Here is a 13860-nt window from a genome sequence, read left to right as displayed (position 1 = left end):
GCGGCAACCGAATTATTCGGCGCCGCGGATTGTTGGATATTCAAGCTCTACATGCCCCATAAGACTGTCCACTTGGGAGCCGTCTACCAGCAAATTATAAGATTGGACGAAATCAAATTGGAACAATGTTCGCGATAACGTCTCCAGAGCGGTCACTTCACCCGCCGAACCTGATCGTGCTTCGTCTGGCATATGGATGTCAAGCGTCACAACGCCGTCCTCCAGCTTGACCGATTTAAACTCCATCTTCTCCCAAGGGGAAGGAACATCGTTGTCTCCTCTTTGTTGAAGAGCGGCAATCGCTTGCTCAAGAAGTTCCTGATCGTTATCGTATGTCACGTCGATCTGCCGCTTTAAGTAGTCCGTCAGCTCCGTGTCGGTGTAGTAGACATCGATAGAGCGATGCGGTTTTGGACTTTCCGTTGGGGCTATACTTATAGTCGGCGGAGGGTCCGTCACTTCTCCCCCGGCTGATCCTCCCGTGCCGTTCAGCTTGCCGGATTGGCCGCATGCTGTCAGCAGCGTCATGACAAACAGGACGGGCAGAAGCCATGCCGTCGATTTACGCATTGTAAATCCCCCCGCTTTCTAAGGTAGTTTCAAATACTCCTTGATGCCTGCAACGATGGCGGCAGCCATTTGGTTTTGCGCGCTGTCGCTGTACAATATAGCCGAATCGCTAGCATTGGATAGGAAGCCCGCCTCCAGCAAGATGGCCGGCATCGTCGTCTCACGGATAACGTGGAAGCTGTTCTTCTTCACGCCTCTGTCCTTCAACCCAGTTGATTTGGCCAAATGCTTGTGAACGATATCCGCAAGCGGCTTACTGGCGTCGCGATAATAATAGGTTTCCGTTCCCGTTACCGTTGAGTTCGTATTGCTGTTCGCGTGGATCGAGATAAACAAATCAGCTTTGTTGTTTTTCGCAAACGTGACGCGATCGGAAAGCGTTGGATACGTATCTCCCGAACGGGTCAACAGCGGATTAATGTTTTTCTCGTTATCGAGCAGTGCTTTTACTTTCAATGTAAGCGACAAATTGAATTCTTTCTCCCATTTGCCTTGAATAATGCTCTTTGCTCCCGGATCGGTACCGCCATGGCCCGCGTCAATAACGACGTTGAATACTTTGTTCGTCGGATTCGTCGGCGGCGTGGTTGGCGGATTCGTCGGCGTCCCCGGATCGATCGGCGGCTGCGGCTCGGTCATATGAATACGCAGCTCGTTCGTGCCCGCGGTTAGCTCCGCATCGGCGTCCGAGTACAAGTCCAGCACGATCCTAGACGTTACCGGATTGTTACTGAAGACGGAGTAGCGCACCGATTGCAGGTAAGCGCTTGTCGTAAACGGCAGCTTGCCTTCCGCTCCGACAAACTGCTGAGCGAGCTTGTCCGAGAACGAAACGTTCGGAATGTCGATCACGATCCGCTTCGGATTGTCGAGCTTGAACGGCTTGTTCGCCGTAACTGTGCCTTCGTAATTGATGACGATGCCTCCGAAACCGTCGTCATAAATATCCGTCAGCTTGCCGGTAGGCTCTGTTACAACTGGCGGCTGCACGACAGGTGGTTCAACCGGCGGCGTCGTTTCGACAGGCGGTTGTGGTTCGACAGGCGGCTGCGGCTCCGTCTTATACAGATAGACCGACTTCGTATTGTTGTCCCACTTGACTTGAATGCCGAGCTGCTCCCCGACAAATCGCAGCGGAACAAGCGTATTGCCGCTCAGCACGACCGCAGGCGTGTCCATTTGTACTTTATTGTTGTTTACGAGCGCGATGTTGTCGTTGATGTTAAGGATGATTTCGTCCGTTTCGCTATGTATAGTGACCTTCTTCTCGGCCTCCGACCATTGGACTTTGTAGCCGATGCTCTCGGATACAAGCCGGATCGGTACAATCGTGTACTTGTTCTGGATCAATTGCGGAGCGACCTTCGGCTGAAGCAGTTGATCGTTCAAATAAAGCTTTGGAACGATGCTAGCCGAGGCAGCTTGTCCGACACCCGAGAACAGCGTGAACAAAACCGACATAAACAACAGAATAGGTACAAATTTCTTCATTCTCCACCTCGATGACTGAAATTGCCCGCATCGAATGTGCGCATTCGACTTAACCAGACAATCTATAGACGCAAGGTGTCGGAAAAAGTTGCGTACGAAGCCATATTAATCCGATAAAAATTCCGGCTCGTACTATGAAAAAAGAGGCGGTCTCCTTTTTTCCGGAAACCGCCTCTCGCTTTGACGCTTGTTTATGCTCTGCCTAGTTTAGCGGCATGCTGTTGCTCATATGCCGTAATCTTGTCTTCATGCTGTAACGTCAAGCCGATGTCATCCAGTCCAAGCAACAGGAATTGACGGCGGAACTCTTCCAGTTCGAAGCTGATTTCAAGGCCATACTCGTCCGTAATTGTCTTGCTTTCCAAATCAACATTCAGCTTGTAGCCTTCATGCTTCGCTGTGCGTTGGAACAAATCTTCGACCTGCTCTTCACTCAGTTTGATTGGCAGAATGCTGTTTTTGAAGCAGTTGTTGTAGAAGATATCGGCGAACGACGGCGCGATGACTACTTTGAACCCGTAGTCGAGAATCGCCCAAGGCGCGTGCTCACGGGACGAACCGCAGCCGAAGTTGGCGCGCGAAATCAGGACGGAAGCGCCTTGATAACGCGATTTGTTCGGTTCGAAATCGGGATTGATTTCACCGTTCTCGAAAAAGCGCCATTCAAAGAACAGGAACTGGCCGAAGCCGCTGCGCTCGATCCGTTTCAGAAATTGTTTAGGAATGATGGCGTCCGTGTCGACATTGACGCGGTCAACCGGGGCTACGATGCCCGTTAATTGTTTAAAAGCTTCCATATCGGTAATACCCCTCTCACACGTTCAATTAGTTCAACACTTCGGATTTGATTTCCCAGTCGCGTACGTCAGTGAAACGGCCATTAATTGCCGCTGCCACCGCCATTGCAGGCGATACGAGATGCGTACGTCCGCCGCGGCCTTGACGGCCTTCGAAGTTACGGTTCGATGTCGATGCGCAGCGTTGGCCTGGCTGCAGTACGTCCGGGTTCATCGCGAGGCACATCGAGCAACCCGCTTCACGCCATTCGAAACCTGCCTCAACAAACACTTTGTCGAGACCTTCCTTCTCGGCTTGGATTTTAACACGTCCGGAGCCTGGTACGACGATTGCCGTTACGCGGTCACTAACTTTGTAGCCGCGTGCGATTTCCGCAGCAGCGCGAAGGTCTTCGATCCGGCCGTTGGTGCAGGAACCGATAAAGACATAGTCGATTTCGATTTCAGACATTGGTGTGCCTGGTTTCAGATCCATATACTCAAGCGCTTTTTCAGCCGCTTTGCGTTCGTTTTCAGTCGGCAGATCTTGCGGGAACGGTACTTTCGACGTAATGTTCGTACCCATGCCTGGGCTTGTGCCCCAAGTTACTTGTGGAATAAGGGAATCAACGTCGAACGTTACAATCGTGTCGTACTCGGCGCCTTCATCCGTCGTCAGCTTTTTCCACTCTTCAACGGCTGCGTCGTAATCAGCAGGCGAGTATTCGCGGCCTTTCAAATAATTGAAAGTCGTTTCATCCGGCGCGATCAGGCCGGCACGAGCGCCGCCTTCGATCGACATGTTGCAGACGGTCATACGCTCTTCCATCGTCAGCGTGCGGATCGCTTCGCCCGTGTACTCAATAACGTAGCCTGTAGCAAAGTCAGTACCGTATTGCGCAATAACGCCGAGAATCAAGTCTTTTGCAGTAACGCCAGGTTTGCGGCTGCCGATGAAGCGAACTTCCATCGTTTTCGCTTTCGCCTGCTGCAAGCATTGCGTTGCCATGACGTGTTCTACTTCCGACGTACCGATACCGAAGGCAAGAGCGCCGAATGCGCCGTGCGTCGAAGTATGGCTGTCACCGCAAACGATCGTTTTGCCCGGATGCGTCAAACCGATTTCAGGACCCATAACGTGTACGACGCCTTGGTCGATGTTGTCCAGATCGAACAACTTAACGCCGAAGTCTTTACAGTTTTGCGTCAGCGTATCGATTTGTTGCTTGGAGATCGGGTCTTTAATATTGTAGCGGTCTTTCGTCGGTACGTTGTGGTCCATCGTTGCAAAAGTCAGATCCGGACGGCGCACTTTGCGGCCCGACAGACGAAGTCCTTCAAACGCTTGCGGCGATGTTACTTCATGCACCAATTGAAGGTCGATATAAATAATGCTTTGCTTGCCTTCTTCTTGATGAATGACGTGATTGTCCCAAATTTTCTCAAACAGTGTTCTTTTCGTCATTTCGATTCACCCCATCGTCTTATCAATCAATAATAGTCTTTAATAAGTTGAACCTAGCATAGCATTTCTTTCTTGATTGATCTAAGATATAATATCTATAATGTTTATAGGTCATAACTATAGAGAAGCAAATAATACGTATGAATGAGAATAAGCTATGTACCAGTGAGAATACGCCTTTCAATAGAGGAGAAATAATTTTATGGAACTTCGACAATTACAATACGTGAAGCAAATCGCTATCGAAAAAAACTTCTCGCGAGCGGCCGAAAAACTGCATATCGCGCAGCCCTCGCTCAGCCAGCAGCTCTCCAAACTGGAGCAGGAGCTTGGCGTGCTGCTCTTCCGGCGAACAACGAATTCGGTGGAATTGACGCAGGCTGGCGAAGTGTTTATTACGAAAGCACAGACCATTCTAGACGCCGTCGAGCAATTGGTGCAGGAAATGGACGACATGGCGCAAATGCGAAGAGGCAGACTCGTCGTCGGCACGATGCCGATTACCGGCTCTCATATCCTACCGCTTGTGTTGCCCGTATTCGGTGAGCGCTTCCCGCAAATCGAAGTCGTCCTCGTTGAGGAGACGTCGGCTCGGCTCGAGCAACTGACCGCCAGCGGCGGAACGGACATCAGCTTATTGTCGCTGCCGCTTATCGATGCTTCTCTTGCCTGGGAGCCTTTAATGGAAGAAGAAATATGCATCGCCGTTCCGCCCGGTCATCGGCTAGCTTCATTGGATAGACCGGTTAAGGTAAGTGAGCTGGCGAACGAGCCGTTTGTCGGTCTGAAAAAAGGACAAGGCTTCCGGCAGATAACAGTTGAGCTTTGCCAGCGTTCCGGCTTTACGCCGAACATTGTGTTCGAGAGCAGCAATATGGAGACGATTCAATCACTCGTTGCGGGCGGAATGGGCATTGCCTTCGTTCCGAAGCTGCTGACCCGTCCTGAAGGCGCTCTGCTTGCTCCAGCTTATTTGCCGCTGGACGGCAATCCTTACCGCACACTCGTAATCGCGAGCCGCAAAGGCCGCTATCTCTCGAAAGCGGCAGATGCTTTTATCCGCACGATGAACGAAACAATGAGCCGCTATCGATAGCGGCTCATTGTCTCTACTTATATAAGGAAGGTCTGCGATCCTCGAATACTGGGATTTTGCCGCGAACCGAATCAACAAGCGACAGATCGATATCGGCATAAAGAATCGTTTCTTCCTCTCCCGCCTCGGCGACGATTTCGCCCCAAGGATCGATCACCATTGAGTGTCCGAAAAAGCTCGTGTTGCCGCTCGTTCCCGACCGGTTGCACGCAATAACGTACATTTGATTCTCGATTGCTCTCGCCATCAGCAGCGTGCGCCAATGATGCAGCCGCGGATGCGGCCATTCAGCCGGCACGAACAGCAGCTTGGCTCCGTCCAGCGCCAGCTTGCGAGCAAGTTCAGGGAAGCGGATGTCATAGCAAATCATCATGCCGGCTTGCTCGCCCTCGATGACGGCCGATCCCGGCTTGTCTCCTGCAGCCAAATATTTCTCCTCGTCCATTAAGCGGAACAAATGAATTTTGGAATATTGTCCGATTGGATTCCCTTCCCGGTCGAAGGCGTAAATCGTATTGAACACGCCGCCCTCTTTACTTTCCGCAATCGATCCTGCTATCACGTTGATCCGATGCTTCCGGGCAAAATCGGCGACAAACGCTCTCGTCCTTTCTCCTTCACGATCGGCCAATTCGTTAATCTCCGTTAACGCATAACCGGTATTCCACATTTCCGGAAAAACAAGCACATCCGGTTTTTGCGGATGTGCGGCCGCTTCCTCCAGCATGGCGGCCAGCTTCGAGAAGTTTTGTTCCGGGTATCCAGCTTCTATATGCATTTGCAATAACGCGACGCGCAATTGTCGGGGTTGTGTCATGAGCCAAGCTCTCCTTTTTGCGATGCAGATCTTTTTTACTAATGATACCCTCTCATCGTTCGCTGTCAAGATGGGAACGATAGCTCCGAGTGCTTATGACGGAACTCTTTGTTGCAAGTACAATCTAGAGCATAGCTCGAGAAGGAGTGAATCGCCTTGTATAACAGACACAGCCGTTTTGCGGCAATTATTGCGATAATCATGTGCTTTACGCTCGGCCTTACCATCCTATCCCCGAAGGTCGACGCTTCGGCAAAGCGGCCGTCCGAGGAGTCCAAGCCGGTGCAAGTATTCGACGTCAAGGCAGGCAAAGTCGTTAAATCCGAAACGAACGACAAACAGTATCAGAAATTCGCTCGCGATTGGATCGGTTCCGTTACCGGACTCGCTCCTCAATTAACAAACGACGACAGCTGCAGCTACATTTACCGTATCCCTCTCGATAAGCCGGCAACGATAAAAACGGACGGCGTATCCGTCAAGACGCAGGACGTTTTCTTATTCACATGCGACGGTAAAGCGCCGACGCTGCTTGTTTTCGACGAACAACGGCGTCCGTATTTGCTGCTGTTTAAAGCCGATATTGCACCGTTTGTCAAAAAAATCGGCGTTCCTGAGACGTAAGCCGTTTCCATACCGACTAATATACTCGACATAAAAGGTTTTATCATGCTACATTTAATGCAATGTTATTTGGAAAGCATTATGATGGAGTGTGAGATAGATGGAAACGCAAACCGGATTTATTCAACCGGCAGACCGTCTTACCGGTCTGCCGACGCAATTTTTCGCCAAGTTGGTAGCGAAAGCGAATGCGCAGGCTGCAAAAGGACGCGACGTCATTAATCTCGGACAAGGCAATCCCGATCAGCCAACCCCCGCGAATATCGTCTCCAAAATGCAAGAAGCGGCCGCCAATCCGTTGTATCACCGTTATCCGCCGTTCAGCGGCTTTCCTTTTTTAAAGGAAGCTGTCGCCAAACGGTATAAAGAGGATTACAACGTCGATCTCGATCCGACGACCGAAGTGGCCATTTTATTTGGTGGCAAAACCGGTCTGATCGAAATTAGCCAATGCTTGCTTAATCCGGGCGATGTCTGCCTCGTGCCCGATCCTGGTTATCCCGATTATTGGTCCGGCGTCGCTCTTGCAGGCGCGGACATGCATTTCATGCCGCTGAAGGCAGAACGCGGTTATTTGCCCGATTATGCAGCGATCGATGAAGAAACGCGCCGAAAAGCGAAGCTGATGTTTCTTAACTACCCGAACAATCCGACTGGCGCGGTAGCAAGCGCCGAGTTTTACGCTGAGACGGTCGATTTCGCCAGACGTTCCGGCATTGCCGTTGCCAGCGACTTTGCATATGGCGCGCTTGGTTTCGACGGCAAGAAGCCGATCAGCTTTCTGCAAACGCCTGGCGCCAAGGAAGTTGGCGTAGAGTTTTATACGCTTTCGAAATCCTATAATATGGCGGGCTGGCGCGTAGGCTTCGCTATCGGTAATCCTGAAATTGTATCACTCATCAATCTTATTCAAGATCACTACTACTGCAGCCTGTTCGGCGGTATTCAAGAGGCTGCAGCAGAAGCGCTCGCAGGACCGCAGCAGTCCGTTGTTGAGTTGAATGCGCTGTACGAACGCAGACGCGAAGCGCTGTTCGGCGCTCTCGAACGCATCGGGTGGAAAGCAGATCGTCCCGGCGGCTCCTTCTTTTGCTGGCTGCCTGTTCCTAATGGACACACGTCTGAGTCGTTCGCCGATCTTGTGCTTCAGGAAGCGGATGTAGTCGTCGCACCGGGCGTCGGCTTTGGCTCGCATGGTGAAGGGTACGTCCGACTCGGCCTGTTGACAAGTGAAGAACGGCTTATAGAAGCAGTTGACCGCATCGGCAAGCTCGGACTGTTTTAGAGGCCCGCGGGCGCAATGACAACTATGCGCGGAAACGGCTGTTTTTCCGCTGAAGCCGGGGGCGGCATTGCTTTACAGCCCTTTCGGTTCGTGCTATGCTAGAATGTAATCGAACATATAACGTGATGACGGGAATAGTAAGCTTGACAGATCGTGAACAGAGAGTAGATTCCTTAGGCTGCAAGAATCTTCCTCGATCCCTCGCCGAACCAGCCCCCGAACGGCCGGCGAAGAGCCGGACAGCGCCTCCTGTTACGAGGCATGAAGCAGGATCTGCGGCATTGATGCGCCATTTTACGGCGAAGTTGCGACAGGTCAACAAAGGTGGTACCGCGGAAGTTCAGACTTTCGTCCTTTATGGACGGAAGTCTTTTTATTTTGTCAGGAAATGGGATGAGACGATGGTTTCAGAACGTATTGTTGTCAAAATTGGGAGCAGCTCGCTAACGTCGGACGAAGGCGGCTTGAATCGCGAACGAATCGCTTTTTTTGCCTCCGAGCTGGCTGCTCTACATAACAAAGGCGCTAATGTCATACTGGTCACTTCCGGCGCTGTAGCGGCGGGCTTTCGGCAAATTGGCTATACGGCCCGGCCAAAGGCGCTGCATGAGAAGCAAGCCGCAGCTGCCGTCGGTCAAGCGCTGTTAATGCAGGCTTATCAAGAAGCGCTTAGCGGGTACGGAATTGTAGCAGCGCAAATCCTGCTCACCCGATCCGATTTCTCCAATCGAAAACGAATACAGAACGCTTTAATGACGATCGAGGAGCTGCTTCGCTTGCGCACGATCCCGATCATTAATGAGAATGATACCGTCTCCACCGACGAATTGAAATTTGGCGACAATGATCACCTCTCCTCGCTGGTAGCCGCGATGACGAAGGCGGAGCAGCTCGTTATCATTACCGATATGGACGGCTTATATACGGAAGATCCTCGGAAAAATCCCGAGGCGATCAAGATCGAACGGGTCGATCAAATTTCCGAGGACATTATGAGCGTTGCTGGAGGCTCCGGTTCTTCCGTCGGCACGGGCGGCATGCGTTCCAAAATCGAAGCGGCCCGCATTGCGATGCGCGGCGGCGTTCATGCCTTTATCGGCAGCGTGCAGCAGCCTGGAGATTTGCAGCTGGCGTTGTCCGGCAACGGCAAAGGCACTTATTTCGATACGAAACTGGATAGCCTGCCGATGAAAAAGCAATGGCTTGGGTTCCATTCAATGCCGAAAGGCCGCATTATCGTCGACAAAGGTGCCGAAGACGCGCTGTTAAGCGGCGGTAAAAGCTTGCTTCCGGCAGGCGTTCGCGGAATCGAGGGAGACTTCCACCCCGGCGACGTCGTCGAAGTCGTCTCGCTGGAAGGCGCGCCGGTTGGCCGGGGCGTCGTTAACTATACGGCATGGCAGGCACAAGCCGCCGCTGGTCTCGGAAGCGAAGAGGTTAGCCGCCGAATCGACGTCAATCGGATCGAAGTCATTCATCGGGACGAATGGGTATCGCTTAGATAGAAACCAACGGAATCTACTTCCGGTTAAACTTTACGAATATCAATTTATTTTAGGAGGGTTCCACTATGTCAAGCGAAGTTGTGCAAAAAGCAAAGCTCGCTCAAGCGGCGGCAGCTATTATGAACAAAATGACTACTGCGCAAAAAAATGAAGCGTTGAATACCATGGCCAACGCGCTAATTGAAAATCAACAGTCCATTATCGAAGCGAATGCGCTCGATCTGGAACGCGGCCGCCAGCAAGGCACCGCGTCATCGATGCTGGATCGGCTCGCGCTCGACGAGAAACGGATTGTAGCGATTGCAGAAGGCTTGCGCGAAGTTGTCGCTTTGCCAGATCCAGTTGGCGAATTGCTGGAGCAGTTCGAGCGTCCGAACGGCCTTCGCGTCGAGAAGAGCCGGGTACCGCTTGGCGTAATCGGCATGATCTATGAAGCAAGACCTAACGTTACGGTAGACGCTGTCGGCCTTTGCCTCAAGACCGGCAACTGCGTTGTACTGCGCGGCGGCTCGGCAGCGCTCGAATCGAACCGGCAAATTGTCAGCGTGCTTCGGGCAGCGCTTGAGAAAACAGCACTGCCAGCCGATGCGATTCAACTGATTGAAGATTCCGACCGCGCTTCGGTTAATGAAATGCTGAAGCTGAACGGCTTGCTTGATGTCATCATTCCACGCGGCGGCGCATCGCTCATCCGCAATGTCGTTGAAAATGCGACCGTGCCCGTCATTGAGACCGGCGCCGGGATCTGCCATACTTATGTAGACGAGAGCGCGCAATTCGAGATGGCTTCGGATATTGCATTCAACGCTAAAGTTCAGCGCCCATCAGTCTGCAACTCGATCGAAACGGTGCTTGTTCACCGGACATTTGCCGAGAGCTCTCTCGTACGATTCGCGGAACGATTCACAGCAGCCAATGTTGAGCTTCGCGGCTGCGAGCGGACGACCGCCCTTTTGCCGCAAGCCAAATCCGCTTCGGATGAAGATTACGCGACAGAGTACAACGATTATATTATGAACATTCGCATCGTCGACGATCTCGATGAAGCGCTAGCCCATATCTCCCGTTTCGGAACGAAGCACTCAGAATGCATCGTCACGGAAAATGCAGACAACGCCGCCCGCTTCCTTCAGGAGGTAGACGCGGCAGCTGTTTACCATAATGCCTCCACTCGCTTCACTGACGGCTTCGAATTCGGCTTCGGCGCGGAAATCGGCATTAGCACACAGAAGCTGCATGCTCGGGGGCCAATGGGACTTCCTGCTTTGACGTCGACGAAATTTCGGATTTACGGCAGCGGTCAAATCCGCGGCTAAAGACAAGGCCAATAAAAGGCCATAATAATAGTATCAATTATGTGAGTTGGAGGTTTGCAAAACTATGGTTCTATCGACTAATCCGGCTGCCGGCATCGCGTCGCTGCAGCTTTGCTTTTATGGAGCAGGCTCGCTGGCCGAAGCGCTGGCAAGAGGCATTTTGAACAAGGAGCTAACCGCTCCGAGTCAAGTCTCGATGATTAACCGCTCCAACCGTGAGAGGCTGGCCGAGCTTTCTGAACGGTACGGCGTGCATACGATTTTGAATGGTGCGGACTTAACAAACGAGCAATTTTTGCAGCGTGCAGACGTTATTTTCCTCGCTATGAAACCGAAGGACGCGGCGGCGGCTATCGAATCGATCCGCCCTCTCGTCTCCGACAATCAGCTCATTATTTCGCTCATTGCCGGACTTTCCATCTCTTCGATCGAACGATTGCTCGACCGGAAATTGCCGATTGTCCGGACAATGCCTAACACGTCAAGTACGATCGGACTAGGCGCCACAGGCATCAGTTATTCAGATGCCGTATCGCCAGAGCAGCGCGCGATTGCGGAAGCTATTTTCCAATCGGTCGGCATTAACGCGATCGTTGACGAATCGCTTCAAGATTCGATTACGGGCGTATCCGGCAGCGGACCGGCCTATGTCTATTATTTCATGGAAGCAATGTTGACCGCCGCTGAAAAGCTTGGTCTCGATTCGGCGTCGGCGAAAGATTTGGTCGTCCAAACGGTGCTCGGCGCGGCCGAAATGGTTCGTTTGACCGGAGAGACGCCGCAAGATCTGAGGCGGAAAGTGACGTCCCCGAACGGTACGACGCAAGCCGCAATAGAGAAGCTCACGGAAGGCGGATTTAGCGATATTGTCGTGCAAGCGATGCTGCGCTCCTCCGAGCGCGCCGCCGAAATCGGTGCTGATTTCGAAAGGAGCACATCGAAATGAGCAGCATGTGCATTGCCACTTACCGCAGCTATGACGATAAAGCCGATTTTCAGAAAAAGGCGCTGTCCATTGCCGTTGGCCTGACCGTCGGCAGTTGGACTGATCTTCCAGAAGCGCGCAAAGCGGAAATGGAGAAACACTTGGGAAAAGTTCTTTCCGTTGAAGAGCATGTTTCGCCAACGGGCGAGCGCTACGCCGACATTCGTATCGGCTATCCGGACATTAATTTTAGCCGCGATATTCCGGCGTTGCTGGTCACGATCTTCGGCAAGCTGTCGATGGACGGGCGAATCAAGCTGATCGACCTCGATGTATCGGATGACTTCGGCTCCGCCTTTCCAGGTCCCGCATTCGGCATGAAGGGCGTCAGAGAACTGCTTGGCGTTCATGACCGCCCGCTCCTAATGAGCATTTTCAAATCGGTCATTGGCCATGATCTGGCCGGCTTGGAGGATCAATTTTACAAACAAGCGCTTGGCGGCGTCGATTTGATCAAGGACGATGAGATCTTGTTCGAGAACCCGCTCACGCCGCTTGAGAAGCGCGTCGAGGTGTGCATGAACGCGGCTGAGCGCGCGAGCCGTGAAACCGGCCAGAAACTGCTGTACGCCGTTAATCTGACCGGCCCGACTTCTCAGCTGGCAAGCCAGGCCCGTAAAGCAGTTGCGGCAGGAGCCAACGCCTTGTTGTTCAACGTCCTCGCTTATGGCTATGACGTCCTGCACGAATTGAGCTCGGACCGTTCTATTAACGTGCCGATCGCCGCTCATCCCGCATTGGGAGGCGCCTATTATCAATCGCCGTATTACGGAATCGGAGCATCCGTCCTGTTCGGCAAGCTGATGCGCCTCGCAGGCGCTGATCTCGTTCTCTTCCCTTCGCCATACGGCTCGGTTGTCATGCCGAAGGAAGAGAATATGGCGGTCAAAGAGGTGCTGCTCGCACCGTCGGACAAGCTGCCGGCTAGTTTCCCCGTTCCGTCGGCGGGCATTCATCCGGGACTTGTACCGCTTATTTTGAACGACTTTGGCACAGACGTTGTCGTAAATGCCGGCGGCGGCATTCACGGTCATCCGATGGGAACGGCAGCAGGCGGACGAGCGTTCCGTATCGCGATCGATGCGACGTTGAGCGGTATTAGTCTTCGCGAAGCTGCGGCGGCGCCGGGCGGCGAACCGCTGCAAGCTGCAATTGACGCTTGGGGGATTAAAGAATGACAGCATCCAACACAACTAAGAAACGCATCATCTTCTGCGATTTTGACGGCACAATTACGGTTAACGACAATATCGTCGCGATCATCCGCCATTTCAATCCTCCCGGCTGGGAGCAAATCGTCGAGAAGATTGTTTCGCAGCAAATTTCGATTCAGGAAGGCGTCGGTCACATGTTCCGGCTCCTCCCTTCATCCATGCAGCAGGAGGTTGTCGATTACGGTATCAGCAATGCGCGAATTCGCGAAGGCTTTGCCGACCTCCTTGCTTACTGCAAGGAACAGGATATCGAATTTTACGTCACGAGCGGCGGCATCGACTTTTTCGTCTATCCGATTCTTGCCGGGTTCGGCATACCGGAAGATCATATTTACTGCAACGGAAGCGACTTTAGCGGCGATGCAATTGAAATTACTTGGCCTCATCCTTGCGACGAGCATTGCCAGAACGATTGCGGCATGTGCAAAACGACCATTATGCGCCGCTTCCCTGCTAATGAATACGAACGCATCCTTATCGGCGACAGCGTTACTGATTTCGAAGGCGCGAAGCTTGCAGATCTTGTTTTTTCTCGTTCGATTCTAACGGATAAATGCAAAGAGCTTGGCCTGCCTCATCGGGAATTCAGCGATTTCCATAATGTGATCAGCGGCTTAGAACAAAGCAAAAGCTAAGTTTAATCGGCTTAGAATGAAAAGAATGCTAGGGGTGGGCTGACGGCTGTCCGCCCCATTTTTGTAGGATAGAAAGGGCGA

The 13860-nt window shown here is 52.4% G+C and carries 13 protein-coding genes; 8 read left to right on the top strand and 5 right to left on the bottom strand.

Going from position 1 to position 13860, the window contains the following annotated elements; translation table 11 throughout:
• Positions 1–12 precede the first annotated feature (12 nt).
• From ACFVTB_RS14505 to leuC, 4 genes are all read right to left on the bottom strand, one after another.
• Positions 13–570 (bottom strand): GerMN domain-containing protein, encoded by a 558-nt coding sequence (locus ACFVTB_RS14505; protein WP_387750107.1) that lies wholly within the window; start codon positions 568–570, stop codon positions 13–15.
• 18 nt (positions 571–588) lie between these two features.
• Positions 589–2061: an N-acetylmuramoyl-L-alanine amidase family protein gene (locus tag ACFVTB_RS14500; protein WP_387750104.1), complete on the bottom strand. Its 1473-nt coding sequence runs from the start codon at positions 2059–2061 to the stop codon at positions 589–591.
• A 191-nt stretch (positions 2062–2252) separates the two neighbouring features.
• Entirely contained in the window at positions 2253–2858 is a 606-nt protein-coding gene (gene leuD / locus ACFVTB_RS14495) for a 3-isopropylmalate dehydratase small subunit (protein WP_387750101.1), read from the bottom strand.
• 28 nt (positions 2859–2886) lie between these two features.
• Positions 2887–4302 carry a 3-isopropylmalate dehydratase large subunit gene (gene leuC, locus ACFVTB_RS14490; protein ID WP_387750098.1) on the bottom strand — a complete coding sequence of 472 codons (1416 nt, stop codon included), beginning with the start codon at positions 4300–4302 and terminating at the stop codon, positions 2887–2889.
• A 202-nt stretch (positions 4303–4504) separates the two neighbouring features.
• Between leuC and ACFVTB_RS14485 the strand changes: the two genes are divergently transcribed.
• A complete protein-coding gene (locus tag ACFVTB_RS14485) occupies positions 4505–5398 on the top strand; it encodes a LysR family transcriptional regulator (protein ID WP_387750096.1) in 894 nt (297 codons plus the stop codon).
• Positions 5399–5411: 13 nt separating this feature from the next.
• On the opposite strand, the gene ACFVTB_RS14480 is transcribed toward ACFVTB_RS14485, so the two are convergent.
• Positions 5412–6215, bottom strand: coding sequence for a carbon-nitrogen family hydrolase (locus ACFVTB_RS14480; protein WP_387750093.1), 804 nt, complete (start codon positions 6213–6215; stop codon positions 5412–5414).
• A 156-nt stretch (positions 6216–6371) separates the two neighbouring features.
• On the opposite strand from ACFVTB_RS14480, the gene ACFVTB_RS14475 reads away from it, so the two are divergent.
• The 7 genes from ACFVTB_RS14475 (at position 6372) to ACFVTB_RS14445 (ending at position 13779) form a co-directional block, all read left to right on the top strand.
• Positions 6372–6839: a hypothetical protein gene (locus ACFVTB_RS14475; protein WP_387750090.1), complete on the top strand. Its 468-nt coding sequence runs from the start codon at positions 6372–6374 to the stop codon at positions 6837–6839.
• Positions 6840–6939: 100 nt separating this feature from the next.
• Positions 6940–8124, top strand: coding sequence for a pyridoxal phosphate-dependent aminotransferase (locus ACFVTB_RS14470; RefSeq protein WP_387750088.1), 1185 nt, complete (start codon positions 6940–6942; stop codon positions 8122–8124).
• Between the two features lie 401 nt (positions 8125–8525).
• A complete protein-coding gene (gene proB / locus ACFVTB_RS14465; protein WP_387750085.1) occupies positions 8526–9629 on the top strand; it encodes a glutamate 5-kinase in 1104 nt (367 codons plus the stop codon).
• A 65-nt stretch (positions 9630–9694) separates the two neighbouring features.
• Positions 9695–10945, top strand: coding sequence for a glutamate-5-semialdehyde dehydrogenase (locus ACFVTB_RS14460; RefSeq protein ID WP_387750082.1), 1251 nt, complete (start codon positions 9695–9697; stop codon positions 10943–10945).
• Positions 10946–11009: 64 nt separating this feature from the next.
• On the top strand, positions 11010–11891 hold the full coding sequence (proC, locus tag ACFVTB_RS14455; RefSeq protein WP_387750079.1) for a pyrroline-5-carboxylate reductase: 882 nt from the start codon (positions 11010–11012) through the stop codon (positions 11889–11891).
• Entirely contained in the window at positions 11888–13108 is a 1221-nt protein-coding gene (locus tag ACFVTB_RS14450; protein ID WP_387750077.1) for a 2,3-diketo-5-methylthiopentyl-1-phosphate enolase, read from the top strand. The genes proC and ACFVTB_RS14450 overlap by 4 nt, the downstream gene beginning before the upstream one ends.
• The gene (locus ACFVTB_RS14445; RefSeq protein WP_387750075.1) at positions 13105–13779 is read left to right on the top strand and encodes a 2-hydroxy-3-keto-5-methylthiopentenyl-1-phosphate phosphatase; all 675 of its coding nucleotides are present in this window, start codon (positions 13105–13107) and stop codon (positions 13777–13779) included. The genes ACFVTB_RS14450 and ACFVTB_RS14445 overlap by 4 nt, the downstream gene beginning before the upstream one ends.
• Positions 13780–13860: the final 81 nt, after the last annotated feature.

Source organism: Paenibacillus sp. NPDC058071 (assembly GCF_042885235.1).
Classification (GTDB): Bacteria; Bacillota; Bacilli; order Paenibacillales; family Paenibacillaceae; genus Pristimantibacillus.
This window is presented reverse-complemented; position numbering and strand designations above follow the sequence as displayed.